A 20,189-nucleotide genomic window follows, 5' to 3' on the forward strand; every position below is an offset into this window, starting at 1 on the left:
AGTACGTCCAGTACGAGCGCTTGCGGCCGGCACGCCGAGAGCACGCACCGGACGCCGCTCCTTGAAGGGCAAACGCTGCCTGACGCGGCACTAGCTCGCGCGGCCCCGCCACAGGCGCCGGAGCTGCGGGCGCCGGGCGCGCGCCATGCGCGAGTGCCGGTCGAGCTCCTCCACCAGCCGTTCGGAGCGCTTCTCCACCCCCAGTTCGTCCAGTACCCGGTCGGCTTCCGCGAGCAGGGCACCGTACAACTGCCACGCCCCCGGCCGCGATCGCGCCTCCTCCTGCAGAAGACGCGCGGCCCGCTCGCGGCTGATCCGCGCCGCCGCGAGCTCCTGCGTCAGCCGGACCTCCGCCTCCTCCGCACTGGCCGTGATCTGCGCGGTGATCAGTACGGCGAAGTTCTCGAGCGCGATCGCCATGTGCCCGAACAGCTCCCGCAGCGACTGCGCGACGTGTTCGGGGAAGAGCGGGCCGTCCGTGCGCGTCTTGGCCAGGTCGGTCAGCGTGCGGCAGCAGACCCGCAGGACCACGGCGCAGATCTCCAGCGTGTCGAGTCCCGTACGGAGCACCAGGCGGAAGAGGAGTGCCTCCTTCACCCGAGGGTTGAGGCGCAGGCTGTCTTCGGCCTGCCGCAGCGCCGAGTCCACGTGCGCGATGTCGTTGTCCAGCCGCCGTGCCTCGTGCAGTCGTGCCGCCGCCTGCTCCACGGGCGTGTGCTGGTCCAGTTCGTCGCCGATGTGGACCAGCAGGTCGCGCATGCGGCCGGTCAGTGAGGTGATCGCCTCACTCGCCGGCGCCACCCATACGGGCGGTGCGAGGAAGACGTTGAACAGGAGCCCCACACCGGCTCCGATCAGGGTCTCCAGTACGCGGTCCCAGGCCGTGGCCGCCACCTGAGTCACCCCGAGCACCAGCATCGCGCTGATCGCGACCTCGGGGACGAACTCGTCGACCCGCACCAGATGACCGACGACGAGCGAGGTGAGGATGACCAGGCCCAGGCTCCACCAGGTGAGACCGACGAGGGCGCTGAACCCGATGGCGACCAGGACGCCCGCGACGACCGAGTTCACCCGGCGGATGCCGGTGGTGAGGGTGGTGTAGAGAGTCACCTGGACGACGAGCAACGCCGTCAGCGGTGCGGTCAGCGGCGCCGGCTCGCTGCTCAGCCAGAGCGCGACGACATAGGACACCACGGCCGCCGCCGTCGACCGGACGGCCTGTACGACGACAGGTTCCCGGTGGCGGCGGACGAGGGAGCGTACGGTGACGATGACTTCCGGCATACGTGCCTTCCTTCCCGGACTCGGCGGCACCACGCGTCACAGGGATCAAGAAGCCACGTCCGGCCGCGCGGCCGCTGCCCGCATCCGCAACCGCCCCCCCCCAGCACTCCGTACGCCGTACGCTGTTTTTGGGCGGTGGCGGCGGCCTCGCCCGAGACACGAGCGGCCCAGCCTCGAAGCCGGTCACCCGGCCCCGGGCTAGTGTGGGTCGGGGGGAGGTCGAGGGAGGTCGGTGCCGGTGTCGACGTCAAGCCATGAGGTGTTCGGCGCGCCGTGCTGGGTCACCCTGATGGCACGCGATCTCGATTCCGCCCATCAGTTCTACGGCGCCGTGCTCGGCTGGAAGTTTCGCCCGACCCGCCTCGGCGAGGGCTTTTCCGTCGCGCTGCAGGACGGCGTACCGGTCGCCGGAATCGGTGCGCTGGCCCCGCGCCTGGGTGTCCCGGTGGCGTGGACCCCGTACTTCGCCGTGGATGACGCGGACGACACCGCCGCCCGGGTGCGCGAGCGCGGTGCCACGATGGCGGTGGGCCCGCTGGCCTTCGGCACCGGGCGCGCCGCGCTCGCGGCCGACCCCGACGGCGCGGTCTTCGGCTTCTGGCAGGGCGAGGTGATCCCGGACTGGACGGCACATCCCGGCGGCGCCGCCGGATGGCTCGAACTGCGTACCCGCGACGCCTTCGCCGCGGCCGTTTTCTACGGTGAGGTGCTCGACTGGGCCTGTGAGCGCGCCGGGTGCTGCGACGTCTCGTACGAGCACGGCCACGTCGTCGTCCGGCGCGGCCGCGACACCGTGGCCCTGATCAGCGGCGGAGCCGTCGAGGAGGCCCCGGATCCGCAGGTCCGGCCGCGCTGGCACGTCCACTTCCACGTGCCCGACCTCGAAACCGCCGTGGAGACCGCCGTGCGGCTCGGTGGCCGGACCGTCTCACCCGTCCACACCACGGCCACGGGGCGCCGGGTCACCCTGAGCGACCCGGACGGCGGCCTCTTCACGGCGGTCACGCCCCCGGACACGCCCGCTTGACGAAGGAGGAGAACGATGGCCATGGACGAGCTCTCGCGGTTCCTGAAGGCCCTGACGCCGGCCCGCCGGGAAGAGATCGAGCAGCTGCCGCGTGAGCGGCAGGAGGAGCTGGCAGCTGCGTGGGAGGCAGAACTGCGGGACGATCACGCGCTCGACACCCTCTCCGAGCTGTCACCGCCTGCGGCCGAGAGCGAAGCGGCCAAGCGCGTCACCGGAGGCTCCCCCGACTAGCGCTGCGCGACCGGGAGCGCCCTGCCGACAGCGGTCCGACGGTGCTGTGTGTCGCCGTCCCGGCGGGTGGCGGCCTGATCGCCGCCACCCGCCGCGGGTGCTCGGCCGCTTAGCCGCGGGCGGCGAAGGCCTTCGTGAAGGCGAGGGGTTCCTGGACGATGGACGAGCACGTCGCGTCGGCGGAGTTCTTCGCGCCGCCCGGGCACTGCTTGTCACGGGCGCCCGACCACATCGCGAGCCAGCCGAGACCCTTGGAGCGGGCGAACTCCACGAGCTGGGTGGCGTCGTCCACCTTGAAGATCTCGCTGGAGACGTCGTTGACGCCGATCATCGGAGTGACGGCCACCGTCTTCCACGCCGCCGCGTCGCTCAGGCCCAGTACGCCCTTGATCTGCGCCTGCGTCGCGGTGGCCGCCTGGATGGCGTATCCGCCCATGTCGCCGCTGTACGCCGGGCCGTAGTCCATCGCCATGATGTTGACGGCGGAGACCGCCACCCCGTTCTGCCTGGCATTGCCGACCAGGTCGACGCCGGGCTGGGTGAGCCCCTCGGGCATCACGGGCAGGGTGAACGAGACGTCGAGCCCGGGGTGCGACTTCTGCAGCTGAGCTATGGCCTGCGCGCGCCGGGTGTTCGCCGCCGTGTCGGGCAGGGCCGCGCCCTCGATGTCGAAGTCCACCTTGGTCAGCTTGTAGGTGTCCACCACCTTGCCGTAAGCGGCGGCGAGGTCGCCGGGGGAGGTGCACACCAGGCCCAGCTCGGAGCCGGCCGCACCGCCGAACGACACCCGGACGTCCCCGCCCTTGGCACGCAGCGCGGCGATCTGCGAGGCGACCCGGTCGTCTCCGAGAGCCGTGACACCGCCCCAGAGCGGGGAGCAGCCGCCGCCGGAGGTGATGAAGGCGAGGTTGAACTCCTTCACTCCGGTCTTGGCCGCCGTGTCCAGGAGGTCGAAGGCCGGGTAGAGCGAGGTGTCCACGTACGGTGCGAACCCGGCCGACGTGGTGCCGCCGCCCGGGGGCAGGGTCGGGGTCGGCTTCGCAGTGGCCGTCGCCGTCGCCGTGGCCGTCGCGGTGGGAGCGGTCGTCGGCTTGGAGCTGGGCGAGGCGGAGGCCGTCGGCGCGGTGGTGGGACGGCCGCTGGGGCTGGGCGTCGGCCCGGTGGCCGGGGAGCACTTCTCCTTGTTGATCAGGCACCCCGTCGGGCTGCCCGGGTTCCCGCTCGCGCTGGTCACGAACCCGACGGTGACCGAGCCGCCGGCGGTGAGACCGGCCGTGTCCCACCGGGGCGGCTTGACCGTCACATGCTGCCCGTTGACGGTGTGTTCACCGTTCCAGAGGGAGGAGAGTGCCGTGCCGGCCGGCAGGTCGAACTCGAGGGTCCAGTCCTTGAGCGTCCCGCCGCTGCGGTTGGTGATGACGTACTGGCCGGTGTAGCCGGTGTTCCAGCTGCTCGCCTTGGTGAAGGTCGCGCCGACCGACGCTGCCTGTGCGGTACCGGTCAGCACCAGGGCGGTGCCCCCGACGGCCGCCGCGACGGCCACTGCCGCGGCCGCCTTCGCCTTGGCGCTCGTTGTACGGCGATGGGAAATGCCAGCCATGAGGACCTGCCTCTGTGCGGGGATGAGGTTCGAGCAGCACGTTAGCGACCGGAAAACGGACAAACGTGCGGTTCGGGCCCCACTCCCGTGTTCTTGAGGCCGGCTTAAGGAACGGATCGGGGAGGGTTAATGACCGCCTCGCCGTGCTCAGCGTTTCAGGTAGGCCAGCACGGCCAGCACCCGGCGGTTGTCGTCGGGCGACGGCGGGATACGGAGCTTCGCGAAGATGCCGGCCGTGTGCTTGGCCACGGCGCTCTCGCTGATGTGCAGCCCGCCGGCTATCGCCGCGTTCGACCGGCCCTCGGCCATCAGCTCCAGGACGGCGTGCTCCCGCGCAGTCAGCCCGTCTGTCAGCCCGCGGGCGTCACTGCGTGCCAGCAGCTTCGCGATGACCTGCGGGTCCATGGCCGTACCGCCGGCGGCGACGCGGCGGACCGCGTCGACGAACTGTCCGGTGTCGGTCACCCGGTCCTTCAGCAGATAGCCGATGCCCCCGGAGCCGTCCGCCAGCAGCTCGTTGGCGTAGAGCTGTTCGACGTACTGGGACAGTACGAGGACGGGCAGGCCCGGGCGCCGCCGCCGCGCTTCCAGTGCAGCCTGCAGACCCTCGTCGGTGAATGTCGGCGGCAGCCGTACGTCGACCACCGCGACGTCCGGCGCCTCGGCCAGCAACGCCCGCAGCAGGGCCGGGCCGTTGTCCACCGCCGCCACCACCTCGCAACCGTGGTCCTGGAGCGTGCGTACCAGCCCGTCCCTCAGAAGGAAGAGGTCTTCGGCGAGGACAACACGCATGGAATCTCCATCGTCACGGTGGTCGGGCCGCCCTGCGGGCTGTGCAGGACGAGGATGCCGTCGAACGTACCCAACCGGCGGCGGACACCGCGCAGTCCGGTGCCACCGGCGCGGTCGTCCGCGCCGCCATGGCCGTCGTCGACGACCGCGATCCGCAGCAGCGCATCCTCGTGGTGCTCCAGGAGCACGCTGACGCGCCGGGCGCCGGAGTGCTTCGCCGCGTTGGCCAGCAGCTCGTTCACCGCGAAGTACGCGGCGGACTCGACCGGCGCCGGCGGTCGGCCCGGCAGCCGGTTGTCCACGTGCACGTCGAGGAAGCTGTCGAGCGCCAGGGACCGCACGGCGTCACCGAGACCGCGGTCGGCCAGTACCGGCGGATGGATGCCGCGCACCAGCTCCCGCAGATCCTGCAGGGCCCTGGCGGAGGTCTCCCGGCCGTCCGTCAACAGGCCGCGGGCGGCGGCCGGATCGGTGTCGATGAGCTGGGCGGCCCGGTCCAGTGTCATACCCAGCGCGACGAGGCGGGCCTGGGCGCCGTCGTGCAGGTCTCGCTCGATGCGCCGCAGCTCCGCCGCCTGGATGTCCAGTGCCTCCGTACGCGTATCGGTCAACTGCTCGACGCGCCGCGTGAGTTCGGTGGTACGCGGTGCGGACAGCTGCGACCGGATCCAGCGCGCGTGGAGCCGGAGCACCGCGGGTGCGCACAGCACGCCGGCGGCGATGAACGCGAGGCCGAGCATCAGCGCGGCGAGCATCGTCGGGGTGCTGTGCACCGGAATGAACGCATACCAGTTGCCGTCACCGAGCCGCCGCCACACCAGCGGCTGCACCAGCGCGCCGAACGCCCCGTACTCGACGAGCGCGAGGGGAACGGCCACGAGCAGCCCGCCGACCAGCGGCTCCAGCCAGGCCCAGGCGAGGTCGCGCCAGAACCCCTCGTTCCCGAGGACCGCCGCGACCCTCGTACGGTGGGACGCGGTGCGGTCCACGGTCAACGACTCGGGCGGGCTGATCCGGATGCCGCTCCACCCGGTGGCCCACCGGCGGGAGCGGTCCGAGAGGGCGCGCAGCGCCTTCGCGGCGGGCGGCAGCAGCGGGAAGCCGGCTCCGACCGGCAGGAGCAGCAGGGCGACCACCGCGAGCCCGCCGACGCAGGACACGGCGAGGGCGAGCAGGCTCAGCAGCTGGCAGCGCACGACGGCAGCCCAGGGCGGTGTGCCCGGCCGCGCCCTCACCGTGTTCTGTGTCAACGCGCCGGGCCCGCAGCCCGCTTGGCCCCCAGGGCCCGTACGACGGCCGCCGTCAGACAGGCCAGAGCAAACAGCACCATCGGGAGAACAGCTCCTGATTCCTCGTCCATGAACAGCAACAGGCCCAAGTTGATCAGCATATGAAATCCTCCGGCGAGCAGCAGGCGCGACCCGCGCACCCGCTCCAGGGCCGACCCCAGCACCACCGACAGGGACACGGTCGCGAGGAGGAACGCCCCCGCGTACGCCGGGTCCTGCGCGAAGACCTGAACGTGCCAGACGCCCCATAGCAGACCCACCGTGACCGACGAGGCGAGCGGGCCGCAGCGCGTACGGAGCAGAGGCTGGAGCAGGCAGCGCCAGCCGAGCTCCTCGCCGCACGCACCGATGAACTGCGCCACCACGATCACGACGAGCGGGTTGCCCAGCGAGCTCGGGCCGGTGAACCGGACGTCCCCGGTGACAACGCCGTACGCCGTCGCACAGAGGGCGACGATCAGGGGCGCGGTGGCGAGCAGCAGGACGCCGCGGCTGCCGAAGCGTGCGCCGCCGCGCAGTGCCCCGGCGAGCAGGCTCCGGATCTCGCCCCGCCAGAACAGGGCAACCACCGCGACTCCGAGAGCCGGTCCGAACTGCGTCAGTTGGACGACCTCGGTGGGGATCGGCGTACCCGCCTGAGCGGCGCCGAGCGCTCCGGCCGCCAGGAAGGCGACGGCGAGGAACACCGCCGCTTTTGCCGTGACGCGGCCGCCCGGCCCGGCGATGCGTGGCGCTCCTTCCGCGTCCGGTCTCGCCAGGGTCTGTCCATCGGCGTTCCCCATGTCCTCAGCCTCCGTCAGGGGTCGAACTGGTACGCCGTCGACGATGCCTTCTGCCGAGGCCGCAGCCACTGCACCTGGTTGCCGGGTGGGGTGTACCCAGGTACACCCCACCCGGCGGGGCAAGGGGGAGGAGGGAGGCTACTGCTTGTTCTTGGCGAGGTCTTCCTGGAAGGCCTTTGCGCACGTCGGACCGTTGTCCGTGGCGATGAACGAGACGACCAGCAGGGCGCCCGCCTTGCCCTGGTGGCTCGCCTTCACGCTCCAGCCGCTCTTGTCCAGCGCCTTGATGACCGCGGCCGGCTGATCGACGGTCCGGGTCTCCTTCCAGCCGCCCTTGGCCAGGGTCGCGACCGTGGCGTCGTAGGACTTCCTGGAGTCGGAAACCTTCTTGCTGTCCGCGGTCCAGGAGACCATGCAGGACTTCAGGTTCGCCGGTACGTCGTCACCGGGCTTCTCGGCGAAACCGGCCGCCGTGGCCGCGGACTCGATCTCCTTCTTCACCGCGGCGGCGTCCAGGGCGCCGGAACCGCCCGAACCCGCCCCCGCGCCGGCCGCCGGGGCCGAGGAACCGGACGCGGGCGCCTCGCCGCCCTTGCCCTTGTCCGTACCGCCCTCGCTGCCGCAACCGGCGACCAACAGCACCACACCAACAGCCGCGGCCGCCCACTTCGCCTTGCGCACTACTCTCCCAATCCACCGTGCGCGGGCGCCCGGTGCCCCCGCGATCAAGGAAGCAGTCTGTCATGCGGCGCACCGGGCGCCCGGATCGACGGACATCGGATCGCCGTCGAGCCGCCCGGCCTGCGGCGGACGTAAGGCTTTCGTCATCAGGAGATCCTGGCGCTCGGATCTCCCGCCCGCGTTGAATGACGAAGGAACGCATCGACGAAGAGGGGCTGTCATGACGAGGACGGGTGCCGGGACCGGGACCGGGGCCGAGGCCGGGGCCGGGGCCGCAACGGGGACGGTGACGGGGACGCGCCGGCGGCGCGGCCGGCTGCTGGCCTGGGTGCTGGTCGCGGCCACGCTGGTGCTGGGCGCCGGGCTGTACTGGGCCCAGCCGTGGAAGCTCTGGCAGAACTCCACGGTCAACGAGGCGCTGCCCACTGCCTCCACCGCCCCGGGGCCCGGCTCTTCGCGGCCGGGGGCCGCCCCGGCGCAGGGACCGCAGACCGTTGCCCAGGGCTCCCTGATCAGCCACGAGCACAGCACCACCGGCACGGTGAAACTCATCAAGCTGCCCGACGGCTCGCGCACGCTCCGGCTCGAGAACCTCGACACCAGCAGCGGCCCCGACCTGCGCGTGTGGCTGACCGACGCGCCGGTGAAGGAGGGCTCGGACGGCTGGTTCGTCTTCGACGACGGCAAGTACGTGAGCCTGGGCAAGCTCAAGGGCAACAAGGGCGATCAGAACTACGAGATCCCGGCCGATGTGAACCTCGCCGACTACTCGAGCGTCACCATCTGGTGCGACCGTTTCAACGTGTCCTTCGGCGCCGCGGCCCTCCGGACCGCCTGAACCGGCCGGCCTCCTGCGCCCGCCTCAGCCGAGGGTTTCCCGAGCGCCGGGCGTGAGCCAGCGGAGGCGGTCACCGACGTCGGCCGCGGCGAAGGCGGCGGTGATCCCGGCGCGGTCCTCGCTGAAGTGCTCCCACGATGCGTAGTGCACGGGGACGGCCGTACGGGCGCCCAGCGAGCGGGTCAGGGCCGCGCCCTGGGCCGCGTCCATGGTGATGAGCCGGCCGTCACCGAAGGCGGCGATCCGGGCCGCGCCGAGGTGGAGGAAGGCGGTGCCGATGCTGAACCGGTCGGCGATCCGGTCGAGTTCGTCGATGTAGACGGTGTCGCCGGAGAGGTACACGGCCTCGCCCTCGCCGTGGCCCTCCTCGTCACCCTCGGCCTCGATGACGAAGCCGATGACGTCGCCGACCGGCCCGTGGACGCCGGGGGTGGCGGTGATGCGCAGGGTCGTGCCGCGCACGGTGAGCTCGTACGTGGCCCACGGCGCCAGGCCGACGGCCTGGTCGCCGAGGCGGCCCGCGCCGCTCTGCGTGGTCAGGACGGGCCGTCCGGCGAGCAGGGTGCGGCCGGCGGCGTCCAGGTTGTCGGGGTGGTCGTCGTGGCTGAGGAGCACGGCGTCGACCGGCGGCAGGTCCGCGAGGGCGACCGCCGGGCCGGCCGTGCTGCGCAGGACGACCGGATCGTGGCGGTACTCGGCGGGCGCGGGGTCGAAGACCGGGTCGGTCAGCAGACGCAGACCTGCGATCTCCAGCAGGACCGTGGCGGTGCCGATGTGGGTGGCGGAGAACTTCACGGTGGTGACTCCAAGGTGGGTGAGGGCGTGCGGGACCGCCGCCGCACCCGGTATGCCCGGGCGGGGCGTGGTTTCGGGGACGGGGGTTCAGGCGGCGGTGCGGAACCGGCTGCGGTACTCGCCGGGAGAGGTGTCCAGCCGGTCGCGGAAGACGCGGTGCAGGGATTCGACCGAGCCGAAGCCGCAGGCGCGGGCGATGTCGGGCGCGAGCCGTGAGGTGCGTTCCAGGAGCCGACGGGCCGCCTCCAGCCGCATCCTCTCGACGTAGGCGCCGGGCGTGCTGCCGGTCTCGGCCCGGAAGACCCGGGCGAAATGCCGCTCGCTCATGGACATCCGCACGGCGAGCGCGGGCACCGACAGGTCGGCGTCCAGGTGCTCGCCGATCCACCGCCGCAGCTCGCGCAGATCGTCGCGGCTGCCCGCAGAGTGGGCCAGGGGCACGCTGAACTGGCTCTGGCCGCCCGGCCGCTGAAGGTACATGACCATGATGCGGGCGACTTCGAGGGCGACCTCGGCGCCGTGGTCCTCGGCCACGAGGGCCAGGGCGAGATCCATGGACGAGGTGATGCCGGCGCTCGTCCACATCCGGCCCGAGCGGACGAAGATGGGATCGGGGTCGACCTCGACGGCGGGGTGGTCCGCGGCGAACCGGTCGGCGGTGGCCCAGTGGGTGGTCGCCCGGTGGCCGTCGAGCAGACCGGCGGCGGCGGTCACCTGCGCGCCCACGCACACCGAAGCGACCCGGCCCGCGGCCGGTCCGGCCTCGCGGAGCCAGGCCACCACGGCGGGATCGACATGCGGCTCGGGGCCGTCGGCGCCGATCCGGATCCGGCCCGGCACCACCAGCGTGTCGATCGTTCCCTGCTCGGAGAACAGTTCCTCCACGTGCAGGCGTACTCCGGCGGAGGTCTCCACCGGGCCGCGCCGCTCACCGGCCAGGTGCACCTCGTAGCCGCCGCCTCGGCCGCCGCCGTGGCCCGGGTGCCCGGTCCCGGCCTCCAGTACGAGGTTCGTCATGGCGAAGACCTCGGCCGGCCCCGTCACGTCGAGCGCGTCGATCCCGGGGAACATTGCGAACACGACCACGTGGGGGCCGGAGAGGGGGGAGTGTGAGCGGGAGTTCATGACCCCAAATATCCGGCCCCGGCCCATGCGTCTGCAATGACGGGCATCTGCAGGATCCGGACATCACTCCGAGGCGGCAGCCTGCCGCTCGAGGAGGGCCTTGAGCCGGGCCAGGTCCTTTCCCTGGGCGCGGCGCATGGCTGCTGCCGGCACGGGCCCGGCGACAGAGGCGAAGCCGCTCGGCTCGCCGGTTCGAAGTCCGCGCCCCCGGCCTCTTGGCCCTGGGCTTCGAGGACCCCGCCCTGTGGAAGGCCCTGGCCGAACAGCGGCCCACCCGCATGGGGTCGACGGCATTCCGGTGACGATCCGGTCTCGGATGCGGTGACCACCGTTGCTTCCGCGGCAGGCGGTCCGTTTGGCGGTCATGGAAGCTTCTACGCGTCCAGTCGTGTCCCCCGATGTTTCTTTCGCAGAGCTCAACGGCGCGTACTGGATCGACTCCGACTCGTCCCTCCACGGTACGGAGGAGTGCAGCCAGTGCGCCCTCCTGCGCGAACCCGACGCCACCGTGCGCCCGACGGCGGGTGCTGACGGCCCGGTCTTACAGGAGGACCCGGCATCGGACACCGCCGGATGCCGCGGTATCGGGTGGGTGCTGACCACCGGGCGGCCGTTACTGCTGACCGGCGCGGCGATCACCGTCGCCGCGGCGCTGGTCGCCGTGACGCTGGGCTGAGCGGCCGGCCGGCCCGTGCGCGTGGTCGCCCAGCAGCGCCCGCCCCATCGGCGTCAGTGCATGGCGGACACCGGTCCCGTCCCGCTCCGTCGTGAGCAGGCCCGCGGCGCGCAGGACCGTGGCGTGGTGGCTCGCCGTGGCGGGCGAGGTCCACGTACGGCGCGCCAGTTCGGCCGTGCCGGCCGGGCTCGCGGCGGCGTACAGGGTGCGTGCGCGGGTGGCGCCCAGCAGCGCGGCGAGGGCGCCGTCCGGCTCGGCCGGAGCGGCCGCCGAGCAGACGGCCCGGTAGGCGGCCAGGTCGTGGGCGACGGGATAGCGCAGGACGAGCGGCCGTTCGGGTTCCGCGTTGTCGCACAGCACAAGGGGGTCGGGCCGGAAGAAGGTCGGGACGAGCACCACCCCGCGGCCCTCCAGCTTCAGGTCCGTGGTGGCGGCGCAGGGCACGGTCAGCACCGGCGCCTCCCAGCGGATCTCCGGGTGCAGCGAGCCGAGCAGCCCGCCGACTGGGAGTTCGACCGGAACGACGGCCGGCACACCATCAGGCACCGGGTCACCGGTCTCTGCCTGGAAGACGCGGGCATGCCGTCCGGCAGTCGCCGCGAGGTGCGCCAGATGCCCTGCAACGGCGGTCCCGGACAGCTCTGGCAGCGGCGCTGAACCGCGGGTGCGGCCGTACCCCGCGTGCGGCCGCACCACCGCCGTCCACCAACCCCTCCGGCCCTGCGGGCCTTTCGGAGAGTCCGTCCGTGCGCGTAGCGTGTTCGCATGACTACGACACCGGCTGAGGCGGGCGGGTCGGACGTGCCGCCGGACCGGGCCCGCCCGCGGATGGAGATCCGCAACCGGCAGACCGCCGGGCTGACGTTCCGCGCGGACCCGTGGGCCGCGAAGAAAGCCGGCGCCCAGGCGACGGCCACGGTCCGGGCCTGGGGATACGCACACCTCGACGAGCCGGACCTGGAGACCGCCGTACGGCGTCTCGTCGACGCGGCGGTCGCCGACGGCGGCAAACGGATCAGCGTCCACCTCGCCGACCAGGACCACCGCATCCTCGCCGTCGCCCTCAGCCACGTCGCCGGTGCCGCGCTCGACGAGGGCGCCGTCCTCACCGAACTCGCAGCCCTGCGCACCGTGGTCAGCTGCGGCAGTGACGTCGGGCCCGACGGGCGCCGGGTGTGGGCCCTGCTCGACGCCGCGCCGCCGCGCCGCCACGGACAAGGGACCTGACGCAGTCTCACCTGCCTCATGATCCCCGGCGGTTCAGGACGGGACGGCGGTGGTGGCCGGGTTCGGCCCGGACCTCGCGTGCGCCGACGCCGGCCGGCGCCGGCGGCGGTGCAGCAGCGCGTCGAGCGAGAGCGCAGGGGCACCCGCGAGGACCAGCGGGATCCAGGCCATCAGGTACACCAGGTCGTTGCCGTAGTAGTACGGGGTCGTCGGCCAGCTGATGGTCAGCCACAGGCTCAGCGAGATCAGGGCGCCGCCGAGGGCCGCGACCCGGGTCAGCAGCCCCGCCAGGGCGCCCAGCCCGACGGCCAGTTCACCGAGGGCCATCGCGATGCCGAAGCCCACCGGGTTCTGCGAGGAGAGTTCGATCAGCCCGGGGAGGGCGGCCGAGTCCCGTACGGCTTCCATCTGCTGTCCGATCGAGCCGTCGCCGCCGGCGGACAGGAATGCCGCGTCGGTCAGCTTGTCCAGCCCGGCGTAGACGAAGGTGATGCCGAGGAAGAGGCGCAGCGGCAGGAGTGCGTACTCGGCCGCTCGGGTGCGCAGGTCGGGGGATGTCGTAGTCACACCCTGGACACGCAGGAACCCGCGCTCCGGTTCGGCCGAAATTCCGCGAAGGACGCGTTGAACCGCCCGCCGCTTCCCTGCGTGTTCCTGCTGAGGCTGGAGTGGCAAGGGATGCTCCGGTCCGCTTCCGGTACGAGAAGGAGATACGGCCATGGGTGACACCACGCGTCGGCGCACGGTTCTCGCGGCGGGCGCCGCCACGCTGGCAGGCACCGTCCTGAGCGGCTGCGGCAGCGACGGCGGGTCGGACGCAGCAGCCGACAACGCGCCTGCCGCACCCTCGGCGGGCGGTGGCAGTGGCGGTTCCGGCGGCGGCGCCGGTGGCGGGCAGGCGCTCGCGCAGACGTCGGAGATCCCGGTCGGCGGCGGCAAGGTGTTCAAGGACCAGAAGGTGGTGGTCACCCAGCCGATGGCGGGGCAGTTCAAGGCCTTCTCGGCGACGTGTACGCATCAGGGCTGCTCGGTCGCGACGGTGAAGGACGGAAACATCGTCTGTCCCTGCCACCAGAGCCTCTTCAAGATCGCGGACGGTACGGTCGCCGGAGGCCCCGCCACCCGTCCGCTGGCTGCGGCGAAGATATCCGTGGAGGGCGACAAGATCACCCTCGCCTGAACCCGTCCGCCGCCGGACGCGCCGAGCCCGCCTGACCGGCCGAGCCCGGCGGCGGACGCCCGCACCGCCCGGCGTCAGCTGTCGCTGTCGCCGTAAGCGCTGCCGTCGCCGTAAGCGCTGCCGTCGCCCAGGTGGGTGGTGGCCAGCCCCGGGTAGTCGAGGACGAGTCCGGTGCTGTCGAACTCCACGTCACTGCGGAAGCTGTCGGAGGAGTACCGCACCCGGTGACCGCCGAGCGGGGTGTACGTCTGCGCGGACGGTGTCACGGTCAGTTCCGGTACGGCCACCCAGGCCATCAGGAACTGCTGTTCGGGGCCTTGTTCGCGGGCGAGGTGGAGCCCGTGGCGGCGTACGGGCATGGTGTTGGTCAGCGGGCACAGCCCGAGGTCGCAGTCGAGGGCGCCGTCGAACTCGGCACGCGCCTGCCCGTCGACCGTCCACCGCCCGTCGTCGCCGCGGCACAGCGCGAGTTCGCGCCTCGCGTGGCCCGGCCCCTCCACGCTGACATGCAGCGAGCGGGTGACGAAGCGCGGCCCGGTCTCGAGCCGGTAGGCGACCCAGTACGGGCCACCCTCCAGGGCGAGTGCCCGGCCCCGCGCGTGGAGCCGGTCTCGCTCGAACTCCCCCCATGCGGTGTCGTATCCCTTGCCGGCCGAGACGTGCCAAGTGCGGGTGAAGCGTACGAAATCGTCCATGAAGCGATCTTCGCGCACGATGACGGCGGCGGGGGCTCGGAGGGGGCTCGGAGGGGGCTCGGCGGGGCGCCGGACCGCGGGGTACGTCAGCCGGCGATGCGGTATCCCACCCCCGGTGTCGTCTTGGCGAAGTCGGCCGTGGTCGGAGCCGCAGCCTTCGCCGCCGGGCTGGCCGGCGCCGCCGTCGTCATCCCGCTCGCCCGGCAGAGCGCGCAGGGCAGGGGATTGAGGGTCTTCCCCGTCGCGACGGCAACCGAACTGCGCGTCGTCCTCGGCACCGCCCTGCTGTTCGCCGTCACCGCCGTGCTCGCGCTGGCGGTCGGCACGCTCCTGCGCCGCAGTGTGACGGCGGCGGCCGTGGTCATCGCCTCGCTGGTGCTCCCGTACCTCCTCGCCGGCGCCGGCGTGCTGCCCGCGGGACCCTCGGAGTGGCTGCTGAGGGTCACCCCGGCCGCCGGCTTCGCCATCCAGCAGACGCTCCCGCGCTACGCGCAGGTCCTGAGCGTCTACGAGCCCTCGACCGGCTGCCACCCGCTGTCACCGTGGGCGGGATTCGGGGTGCTGTGCTGCTACGCCGTACTCGCGCTGGTCCTGGCGGCGACACGGCTGCGGGGGAGGGACGCATGAGGTACGCACTGCACGCGGAGCGGACGAAGCTGCGCACGACGCGGGGGACCGGGCAACTCCTCCTAGCCATCGCGTTGACGGTGGCACTCGGAGCCGGCACGGCCAAGGCGGTGACCTGCCCGGACCTCGGCTGCGGCGAGGACGGGGTGCGGCTGTCGCTCACCGGGATCGTCCTCGGCCAGGCCGTCGTCGCCATCGCTGCCGTCCTGACGGTCAGCGGGGAGTACGCGACCGGGATGATCCACACCAGCTTCGCGGCCGTGCCGCGGCGGATCACCGTCCTCACCGCCAAGGCAGCCGTCCTCGCCGCGACCGTGGCGGCAGCCGGGACCGCGGCCGTCCTGGCCTGCCTGCTCGCCGGGCGGTACCTCCTGCCCGGCAACGGATTCACCGAGGCACACGGCTATCCGCCCCTGTCCCTGGCCGACGGCCCCACGCTGCGCGCCGCGTTCGGCTCCGTGCTCTACCTCGTCCTGATCGCGCTGCTGAGCCTCGGGGTGGCGACGGCGGTCCGGGAGGCCGCGAGCGCCATCGGGATCGTCCTGGGGCTGCTCTACCTCGTCCCGCTGGTGACGCACGTGGTCACCGACCCGGCGTGGCAGCGGCGTCTCGCGCAGGTCGCCCCGATGACCGCCGGGCTGGCCGTACAGGCCACGACCGGCCTCGACCACCTGCCCATCGGCCCCTGGGCCGGGCTCGGCGTCCTCGCGGGATGGACGGCGGCGGCCCTGCTCGCCGGTGGTGTGCTGCTGCACCGGCGCGACGCATGACCGACGAGCAGGCACTGCCGTGGTGGCGTCACTCGTCCGTGTGGTCCCGAGCAGGCCCTCGCCCGGATCCACCGGGCGTTGGGGTTGTCGGCCGCCGTCGGTGTACCCGTCCCGCGGGCATCATCACCGTCAATCGATGGTGGATGAGAGGCGGGTGGGGAGCGTGGGAGAGCTGGCGCTGGGCCTGGCCCTGGGGTTCAGCGCCGGAGTCAGCCCGGGGCCGCTGCTCGCCCTGGTGCTGTCCGGGACCCTGCGCGGCGGGCTCGGGGTCGGCCTGCGGATCGCAGCCGTCCCCCTGCTGACCGACCTGCCGGTCATCATGCTGTCGGTGGCGGTCCTGAGCGTGCTGCCCTCGCGGTTCGTCGCCGCCGGGGGCGTCGTGGGCGGGGCGTTCCTGCTGTGGCTGGCCGTCTCCACGCTGTGTGAAGCCCGTACCGCGACGCCGCCCACCGCGGCCGACCCCGTACGGGCACGGGCGCAGGGCCGGCGGGCGCTGCGCGAAGGGGCGGTGGCCAATCTGCTCAGCCCGCATCCGTGGACGTTCTGGCTGACCACCGGAGCCCCGGTCCTGGTGGCGGCCTGGCGGCATGGACCGCCGGCCGCAGGCGGGTTCCTGCTCGGCTTTTACACCCTGCTCGTCGGCAGCAAGGTGCTGCTCGCCCTCGCGGTGGCCCGGGCCCGGAACCGCATCAGGACGCGCGCGTACCGCCTCCTGCTGGCCGCCACCGGCCTCCTGCTGCTGGTCGCGTCCGCGCTGCTGTTCACCGAGTTCGGCACGGCCCTGCTCAACTGATCCACCACCGGCCTGCCGCCGGGCAACCGGACGCGGTGAACCGCTTGTTATCCTCGCGCGCCGCCCGAGTACCGGGCGGACAGGGGAGGGGGGAACGGATGGGGCACGTGGCCGAGGATGCCGTACCCGCGCCGCTCGCCGTGGTGGCGCGTACGGCCGCGGAGCTGATCGACGCGGACGGCGGAAGCGTGACGACGTACGAAGCGCTGCTCGACGCCGTGGTCCGGTGGGCGGGACGGGATCGAGCGGCGCTCGCCGAGGCGCTGCGCCCGGTCGCGGAGCGCTGGGGCGGTGTCCATCAGCCTCGGGTGCTCGCCGCCAGGCGGCTGCTGGCCGTCGTACGGTGCGCCGCGGCGCCGGTCGAGGAGCGCGCGGTGGCCGACCGGAGCGAGGCCGGGCCGTGGCTGGAGGTCTGCCGGCATACGGCGGTCCTCGACGTGGTCGGCGCACGGATCGCGGAGATCTGCGGGTGGCTGCGGTACGGGGAGACGGTGCCGATGCTGCTGGCCACGCCGAGCCGGGCCGACGGCACCGTGGACCCGTTCGACCTGGTGATGCGACTCACCGAGTACGAGCAGGCAGGCGCCCGGCCCGGGCCCGCCGACCTGGGGCAGGCGTTGCTGCGCTGCGGCGGCGGCCCCGCCGACGAGGACGTCGTGCGCGCGGTGGCCGAGCCGGCGCCGCCCGAGGGCCCGCGCATCGCCGCATGGCTGCGCCGGGGCGGTCTGCCGCAGCCGGGTGCGGCCGTGGTGCGGGAGCCCGGGGAGCCGGAGCGGCCGAGCCGTCGGTACGGGGCCCGGGTGGGGCGCCGGGTCCTCGTCGGTACCGAACCCCTGGACGGGCGGGGCGACTTCCCCCGGCCCTTCTGGTCGCTGTTCCGCGGTTTCGAGCCGCTGATCGGCTGCCATCACCTGCTGCTGGGGCACCGGGAGCGGCATGCCGTCGCCGCCCTGCCGCGGCATCCCGAGATCGTGGCGGCCCGGCTGCTGACGGAGGTCGCGGCCACGGCCGACCAGGACGGGGCGGGCAGCCCCGAGTTCCTGCCCGCGCTGGCGCAGAGCCCGGGCCCGGCCGGGCCGGCCGTGCATCTGGCCCTGGCCTACGGGCTCGGCGCCCGCCCGGAAGCCGACCGGGAGGCGGCCGTCGAGGCCTTGCTGATCCTGGCCGGGCAGGGCCGCCTGGACGGCGCGCTGCTGGGCGGTGAGCTGGCCCGGCTGGTGCTGCCGGAAACCCTGCGGATGCCGGTGGTGACGGAGTCGCTGGGCCGGGCCGCCGGTGCCGGTGCCGGTGAGGGTGCCCGTACGGCCGACAGCGCCGGCGCGGTGTGGCCGGTGCTGGCCGCGATGCTGCCCGGTCTGCTGGCGGCGGTGCATTCGGGAGCCGTGTCCAGGCCGCACGTGCCGCTGCTGGCGTTGGCCGCTGACTGCGCGCAGGGCTGCGACGCGCGCGGCACCGTCACCGAGGTCGATGCCCTTGCGGCGCGGCCGGGCTCGGCGCAGTCGGTACGGGAGGCCCGCCGGCTGCGCGACGTACTGGCCGGGCGGCGCCCGTAACGCCGCAGGACCTGGTGTGCGTCATGGTGGATGTCGTGGACGTTGATGCTGATGTGGATGCGGTTGCCGACGAGCTGTACGGACTGGTCCCGGGCCGGTTCACCGCGGCCCGGGACGAGCGGGCGGCCAGGGCCCGGAAGGCGGGACAGGCGCAGGCGGCCAGGGCCATCGCAGGACTGCGGCGCCCCACACGGGCGGCGTTCGCCTCGAACCTGCTGGTGCGGCGGCGCCCGAGAGAGGTCGCCGCGTTCCTCGAACTCGGCGAAGCGCTGCGCCGAGCCCACCGGTCACTGGACGGCACCCAGCTGAAAGACCTCTCCCACCAACGGCATGTGGTGGTCGCCGCACTGGCGCGTACCGCCCGGCAACTGGCCGAGGAGGAGGGCCAGGCGGTCAGCGAGAGCGTCGCGCACGAGGTGGAGCAGACCTTCCACGCCGCCCTCGCCGACCCGGAGGCCGCCGAGCAGTGGTCGGGCGGACGCCTGACCACCGCGCTGACCCCACCGGCCGGTTTCACGGGCCTCCCCGACACAGCCCCTGTACGCCCGCAGCCCGCTGTCACCCAGGCCGGCGCTCCGGCGAAGCCGAAGGCCTCCCGCGAGGGGGAGCAGGGCCGGGCCCGGCACGAACAGGCCCGCCGCATGGCCGAGGAGACCGGCGTCGAGGCCACGGCACGGGAGGCGGAACTGCGCGAGGCCGAGCAGGAGCAACGCGACCACGACCAGGCGCTGGCCGAAGCCGATGCGCGTGTCGCCGAGGTGGAGCGGCAGCTGCGCGAGGCGCAGACCGGGCAGGCCGAAGCGCGGCGCGCCCTGGACGAAGCCGCCGAGCGGGTCCGGGACGCCGCCCGCACGGCGGGTGCGGCGCGCCGCAAGGCCGATGCGGCCGCCGACCGGCTGGCGGAGCTGCCGGGGGCGGAGGAGTAACCGGAGGGCCCCCTGTCGCCCGGCTGCCGGGCGACAGGGGGCGATCGGAGGGACACTGAAGCCAGGGGGCCGATGCCGGATGAGCTGCGGCGAACGGAGGGCAACCACCATGCTGGGAGACAGCAAGGGATTCAGCGGCTACTCGGTGGACAACGTCGAGGGCGCCAAGGGTTTCTACGGCGAGACGCTCGGACTGCGGGTGTCCGAGGAGAACGGTCTCTTGACCCTGCACCTGGCGGGGAACACCGACGTCATGCTGTACCCGAAGGAGAATCACGAGGCCGCGACCTTCACCGTTCTGAACTTCCCCGTGGACGACATCGACAGGGCCGTCGACGAACTGGCCGCACGCGGCGTGGCGTTCGAGCGGTATGAGGCATTCGACCAGGACGCGAAGGGAATCGCCCGGGAGACGCCCGGCCCCGCGATCGCATGGTTCAAGGACCCGGCCGGGAACATCCTCTCCGTGCTCCAGCCGAACGGGATGTAGGTCGGATGTAGGTCAGGCCAGTACGGTCCCGCCGCCGTCGACGGTCACCACCGTGCCGGTGGCGAAGGTCTGGTGCAGCAGGTAGACGTACGCCTCGGCGGCTTCCCCGGCCTCTCCCACGCGGCCCAGGGGAAGACCCGCCCCGGTCTGCTCGTACATCCGCTCCCGCTCGGCGGGTTCGAGCCGAGACCAGAGCGGCGAGCGCACCACCCCCGCCGCCACGGCGTTGACCCGGATCGGCGCGAGTTCCACGGCCGGCGCCCTGACCGGAGCCGCTGCGGCCACCGCGCCGAGGTGCGGACCGCGCATCGGAACGCGGCCAGGATTTCGTCGAGTTGGCCACGTCCCTCACCGCGTGACACGCCTACTCCGCGGTGTCGCCCCGCGTCGGGACGCACAGCACCGGGATCGGCGACAGGTACAGCAGTTTGTGCGGGGTGGAGCCCAGCAGGGCGCCGCGGATCGGGCTGTCCCCCCAGCTGCCGACGATGATGACCCGCGCCCGGTGCCGTTCCGCGGCGTCGAGCAGGGCCTGGGCCGGTTTCTCGTCGACCACCTCGACGGTCGACGGGACGCCCGCCTCGTCGGCGGCCTCGACGGCCCGCGCGAGGGCGCTGCGTCCCGCCTGCCGGACGGCTTCCCGGTGCGCCACGTACTCCTCCCCGGCAGCGCCGGGCGCGGCGGCACCGTAGACGAGGACGAGCGGTTCGCCGAAGGCGGTGGCGACCTCGAGCGCCACTTGCAGGGCCCGTTCCGCGCCGGGTGACTCGTCGTACCCGAGGACCACAGACATCAGGGACTCCTT

General features: G+C 73.1%; 25 protein-coding genes. 12 read left to right on the plus strand and 13 right to left on the minus strand.

Going from position 1 to position 20,189, the window contains the following annotated elements:
* Nucleotides 1-90: 90 nt before the first annotated feature.
* Entirely contained in the window at nt 91-1,287 is a 1,197-nt protein-coding gene (locus AB0M76_RS39885; protein ID WP_365957641.1) for an aromatic acid exporter family protein, read from the minus strand.
* A gap of 289 nt (nt 1,288-1,576) precedes the next feature.
* Here AB0M76_RS39885 and AB0M76_RS39890 point away from each other — a divergent pair, with 289 nt between their 5' ends.
* Nucleotides 1,577-2,314 carry a VOC family protein gene (locus AB0M76_RS39890; protein WP_365957686.1) on the plus strand — a complete coding sequence of 246 codons (738 nt, stop codon included), beginning with the start codon at nt 1,577-1,579 and terminating at the stop codon, nt 2,312-2,314.
* A gap of 15 nt (nt 2,315-2,329) precedes the next feature.
* The gene (locus AB0M76_RS39895; RefSeq protein WP_365957642.1) at nt 2,330-2,545 is read left to right on the plus strand and encodes a hypothetical protein; all 216 of its coding nucleotides are present in this window, start codon (nt 2,330-2,332) and stop codon (nt 2,543-2,545) included.
* A 109-nt stretch (nt 2,546-2,654) separates the two neighbouring features.
* Here the strand turns inward: AB0M76_RS39895 and AB0M76_RS39900 are convergent, their stop codons facing one another.
* From AB0M76_RS39900 to AB0M76_RS39920, 5 genes are all read right to left on the minus strand, one after another.
* Nucleotides 2,655-4,145 carry a cellulose binding domain-containing protein gene (locus AB0M76_RS39900; RefSeq protein WP_365957643.1) on the minus strand — a complete coding sequence of 497 codons (1,491 nt, stop codon included), beginning with the start codon at nt 4,143-4,145 and terminating at the stop codon, nt 2,655-2,657.
* 147 nt (nt 4,146-4,292) lie between these two features.
* Entirely contained in the window at nt 4,293-4,937 is a 645-nt protein-coding gene (locus tag AB0M76_RS39905) for a response regulator transcription factor (protein ID WP_365957644.1), read from the minus strand.
* Nucleotides 4,901-6,133, minus strand: a complete 1,233-nt coding sequence (locus tag AB0M76_RS39910; protein WP_365957645.1) for a sensor domain-containing protein — start codon at nt 6,131-6,133, stop codon at nt 4,901-4,903. The genes AB0M76_RS39905 and AB0M76_RS39910 overlap by 37 nt, the downstream gene beginning before the upstream one ends.
* Nucleotides 6,134-6,183: 50 nt before the next feature.
* The gene (locus tag AB0M76_RS39915) at nt 6,184-7,008 is read right to left on the minus strand and encodes a CPBP family intramembrane glutamic endopeptidase (protein ID WP_365957646.1); all 825 of its coding nucleotides are present in this window, start codon (nt 7,006-7,008) and stop codon (nt 6,184-6,186) included.
* A 138-nt stretch (nt 7,009-7,146) separates the two neighbouring features.
* On the minus strand, nt 7,147-7,689 hold the full coding sequence (locus AB0M76_RS39920; protein ID WP_365957647.1) for a hypothetical protein: 543 nt from the start codon (nt 7,687-7,689) through the stop codon (nt 7,147-7,149).
* Nucleotides 7,690-7,909: 220 nt separating this feature from the next.
* Here AB0M76_RS39920 and AB0M76_RS39925 point away from each other — a divergent pair, with 220 nt between their 5' ends.
* A complete protein-coding gene (locus tag AB0M76_RS39925) occupies nt 7,910-8,527 on the plus strand; it encodes a DM13 domain-containing protein (RefSeq protein ID WP_365957648.1) in 618 nt (205 codons plus the stop codon).
* Nucleotides 8,528-8,551: 24 nt separating this feature from the next.
* Here the strand turns inward: AB0M76_RS39925 and AB0M76_RS39930 are convergent, their stop codons facing one another.
* Both AB0M76_RS39930 and AB0M76_RS39935 read right to left on the minus strand, forming a co-directional pair.
* Nucleotides 8,552-9,322 carry an MBL fold metallo-hydrolase gene (locus AB0M76_RS39930; RefSeq protein ID WP_365957649.1) on the minus strand — a complete coding sequence of 257 codons (771 nt, stop codon included), beginning with the start codon at nt 9,320-9,322 and terminating at the stop codon, nt 8,552-8,554.
* An 87-nt stretch (nt 9,323-9,409) separates the two neighbouring features.
* Nucleotides 9,410-10,447, minus strand: a complete 1,038-nt coding sequence (locus AB0M76_RS39935) for a GlxA family transcriptional regulator (protein ID WP_365957650.1) — start codon at nt 10,445-10,447, stop codon at nt 9,410-9,412.
* Between the two features lie 388 nt (nt 10,448-10,835).
* Between AB0M76_RS39935 and AB0M76_RS39940 the strand changes: the two genes are divergently transcribed.
* Nucleotides 10,836-11,123, plus strand: a complete 288-nt coding sequence (locus AB0M76_RS39940; protein ID WP_365957652.1) for a hypothetical protein — start codon at nt 10,836-10,838, stop codon at nt 11,121-11,123.
* Here the strand turns inward: AB0M76_RS39940 and AB0M76_RS39945 are convergent.
* Nucleotides 11,061-11,669 (minus strand): winged helix-turn-helix domain-containing protein, encoded by a 609-nt coding sequence (locus AB0M76_RS39945; protein WP_365957653.1) that lies wholly within the window; start codon nt 11,667-11,669, stop codon nt 11,061-11,063. The two genes, AB0M76_RS39940 and AB0M76_RS39945, sit on opposite strands and share 63 nt — an antisense overlap.
* 219 nt (nt 11,670-11,888) lie before the next feature.
* Between AB0M76_RS39945 and AB0M76_RS39950 the strand changes: the two genes are divergently transcribed.
* A complete protein-coding gene (locus AB0M76_RS39950) occupies nt 11,889-12,350 on the plus strand; it encodes a hypothetical protein (protein ID WP_365957654.1) in 462 nt (153 codons plus the stop codon).
* Between the two features lie 33 nt (nt 12,351-12,383).
* Here AB0M76_RS39950 and AB0M76_RS39955 read toward each other — a convergent pair whose 3' ends face one another.
* A complete protein-coding gene (locus tag AB0M76_RS39955; RefSeq protein WP_365957655.1) occupies nt 12,384-12,917 on the minus strand; it encodes a DoxX family protein in 534 nt (177 codons plus the stop codon).
* Between the two features lie 151 nt (nt 12,918-13,068).
* On the opposite strand from AB0M76_RS39955, the gene AB0M76_RS39960 reads away from it, so the two are divergent.
* Complete coding sequence (locus AB0M76_RS39960; protein WP_365957656.1) at nt 13,069-13,530, plus strand: Rieske (2Fe-2S) protein; 462 nt, start codon at nt 13,069-13,071, stop codon at nt 13,528-13,530.
* A 74-nt stretch (nt 13,531-13,604) separates the two neighbouring features.
* On the opposite strand, the gene AB0M76_RS39965 is transcribed toward AB0M76_RS39960, so the two are convergent.
* Nucleotides 13,605-14,225: a putative glycolipid-binding domain-containing protein gene (locus AB0M76_RS39965; RefSeq protein ID WP_365957657.1), complete on the minus strand. Its 621-nt coding sequence runs from the start codon at nt 14,223-14,225 to the stop codon at nt 13,605-13,607.
* 96 nt (nt 14,226-14,321) lie between these two features.
* Between AB0M76_RS39965 and AB0M76_RS39970 the strand changes: the two genes are divergently transcribed.
* The 6 genes from AB0M76_RS39970 (at nt 14,322) to AB0M76_RS39995 (ending at nt 19,384) form a co-directional block, all read left to right on the plus strand.
* Nucleotides 14,322-14,852 carry a hypothetical protein gene (locus tag AB0M76_RS39970; RefSeq protein WP_365957658.1) on the plus strand — a complete coding sequence of 177 codons (531 nt, stop codon included), beginning with the start codon at nt 14,322-14,324 and terminating at the stop codon, nt 14,850-14,852.
* Nucleotides 14,849-15,622 (plus strand): ABC transporter permease, encoded by a 774-nt coding sequence (locus AB0M76_RS39975; RefSeq protein ID WP_365957659.1) that lies wholly within the window; start codon nt 14,849-14,851, stop codon nt 15,620-15,622. Before AB0M76_RS39970 ends, AB0M76_RS39975 begins: the two co-directional genes overlap by 4 nt.
* Before the next feature lie 136 nt (nt 15,623-15,758).
* On the plus strand, nt 15,759-16,415 hold the full coding sequence (locus AB0M76_RS39980) for a LysE family transporter (protein WP_365957660.1): 657 nt from the start codon (nt 15,759-15,761) through the stop codon (nt 16,413-16,415).
* A gap of 98 nt (nt 16,416-16,513) precedes the next feature.
* Nucleotides 16,514-17,968: a DUF6493 family protein gene (locus AB0M76_RS39985; protein ID WP_365957662.1), complete on the plus strand. Its 1,455-nt coding sequence runs from the start codon at nt 16,514-16,516 to the stop codon at nt 17,966-17,968.
* A gap of 35 nt (nt 17,969-18,003) precedes the next feature.
* Nucleotides 18,004-18,894: a hypothetical protein gene (locus AB0M76_RS39990; protein WP_365957663.1), complete on the plus strand. Its 891-nt coding sequence runs from the start codon at nt 18,004-18,006 to the stop codon at nt 18,892-18,894.
* A gap of 109 nt (nt 18,895-19,003) precedes the next feature.
* Complete coding sequence (locus AB0M76_RS39995) at nt 19,004-19,384, plus strand: VOC family protein (protein ID WP_365957664.1); 381 nt, start codon at nt 19,004-19,006, stop codon at nt 19,382-19,384.
* A 12-nt stretch (nt 19,385-19,396) separates the two neighbouring features.
* Here AB0M76_RS39995 and AB0M76_RS40000 read toward each other — a convergent pair whose 3' ends face one another.
* Nucleotides 19,397-19,693: an SDR family oxidoreductase gene (locus AB0M76_RS40000; RefSeq protein ID WP_365957665.1), complete on the minus strand. Its 297-nt coding sequence runs from the start codon at nt 19,691-19,693 to the stop codon at nt 19,397-19,399.
* Between the two features lie 55 nt (nt 19,694-19,748).
* The gene (locus AB0M76_RS40005) at nt 19,749-20,177 is read right to left on the minus strand and encodes a universal stress protein (protein ID WP_365957666.1); all 429 of its coding nucleotides are present in this window, start codon (nt 20,175-20,177) and stop codon (nt 19,749-19,751) included.
* Nucleotides 20,178-20,189: the final 12 nt, after the last annotated feature.

The sequence above is a fragment of the Streptomyces sp. NPDC051364 genome (genome assembly GCF_040682115.1).
GTDB lineage: Bacteria > Actinomycetota > Actinomycetes > Streptomycetales > Streptomycetaceae > Streptomyces.

What these genes read in the sequence shown, in the direction of transcription:
- AB0M76_RS39980 (WP_365957660.1), top strand. Translation starts at nt 15,759, where the DNA reads ATGGTGGATGAGAGGCGGGTGGGGAGCGTGGGAGAGCTGGCGCTGGGC.
- AB0M76_RS39935 (WP_365957650.1), bottom strand. Translation starts at nt 10,447, where the DNA reads ATGAACTCCCGCTCACACTCCCCCCTCTCCGGCCCCCACGTGGTCGTG.
- AB0M76_RS40005 (WP_365957666.1), bottom strand. Translation starts at nt 20,177, where the DNA reads ATGTCTGTGGTCCTCGGGTACGACGAGTCACCCGGCGCGGAACGGGCC.
- AB0M76_RS39905 (WP_365957644.1), bottom strand. Translation starts at nt 4,937, where the DNA reads ATGCGTGTTGTCCTCGCCGAAGACCTCTTCCTTCTGAGGGACGGGCTG.
- AB0M76_RS39900 (WP_365957643.1), bottom strand. Translation starts at nt 4,145, where the DNA reads ATGGCTGGCATTTCCCATCGCCGTACAACGAGCGCCAAGGCGAAGGCG.
- AB0M76_RS39985 (WP_365957662.1), top strand. Translation starts at nt 16,514, where the DNA reads ATGGGGCACGTGGCCGAGGATGCCGTACCCGCGCCGCTCGCCGTGGTG.
- AB0M76_RS39965 (WP_365957657.1), bottom strand. Translation starts at nt 14,225, where the DNA reads ATGGACGATTTCGTACGCTTCACCCGCACTTGGCACGTCTCGGCCGGC.
- AB0M76_RS39890 (WP_365957686.1), top strand. Translation starts at nt 1,577, where the DNA reads ATGGCACGCGATCTCGATTCCGCCCATCAGTTCTACGGCGCCGTGCTC.
- AB0M76_RS39995 (WP_365957664.1), top strand. Translation starts at nt 19,004, where the DNA reads ATGCTGGGAGACAGCAAGGGATTCAGCGGCTACTCGGTGGACAACGTC.
- AB0M76_RS39960 (WP_365957656.1), top strand. Translation starts at nt 13,069, where the DNA reads ATGGGTGACACCACGCGTCGGCGCACGGTTCTCGCGGCGGGCGCCGCC.
- AB0M76_RS39915 (WP_365957646.1), bottom strand. Translation starts at nt 7,008, where the DNA reads ATGGGGAACGCCGATGGACAGACCCTGGCGAGACCGGACGCGGAAGGA.
- AB0M76_RS39970 (WP_365957658.1), top strand. Translation starts at nt 14,322, where the DNA reads ATGCGGTATCCCACCCCCGGTGTCGTCTTGGCGAAGTCGGCCGTGGTC.
- AB0M76_RS39885 (WP_365957641.1), bottom strand. Translation starts at nt 1,287, where the DNA reads ATGCCGGAAGTCATCGTCACCGTACGCTCCCTCGTCCGCCGCCACCGG.
- AB0M76_RS39950 (WP_365957654.1), top strand. Translation starts at nt 11,889, where the DNA reads ATGACTACGACACCGGCTGAGGCGGGCGGGTCGGACGTGCCGCCGGAC.
- AB0M76_RS39895 (WP_365957642.1), top strand. Translation starts at nt 2,330, where the DNA reads ATGGCCATGGACGAGCTCTCGCGGTTCCTGAAGGCCCTGACGCCGGCC.
- AB0M76_RS40000 (WP_365957665.1), bottom strand. Translation starts at nt 19,693, where the DNA reads ATGCGCGGTCCGCACCTCGGCGCGGTGGCCGCAGCGGCTCCGGTCAGG.
- AB0M76_RS39975 (WP_365957659.1), top strand. Translation starts at nt 14,849, where the DNA reads ATGAGGTACGCACTGCACGCGGAGCGGACGAAGCTGCGCACGACGCGG.
- AB0M76_RS39925 (WP_365957648.1), top strand. Translation starts at nt 7,910, where the DNA reads ATGACGAGGACGGGTGCCGGGACCGGGACCGGGGCCGAGGCCGGGGCC.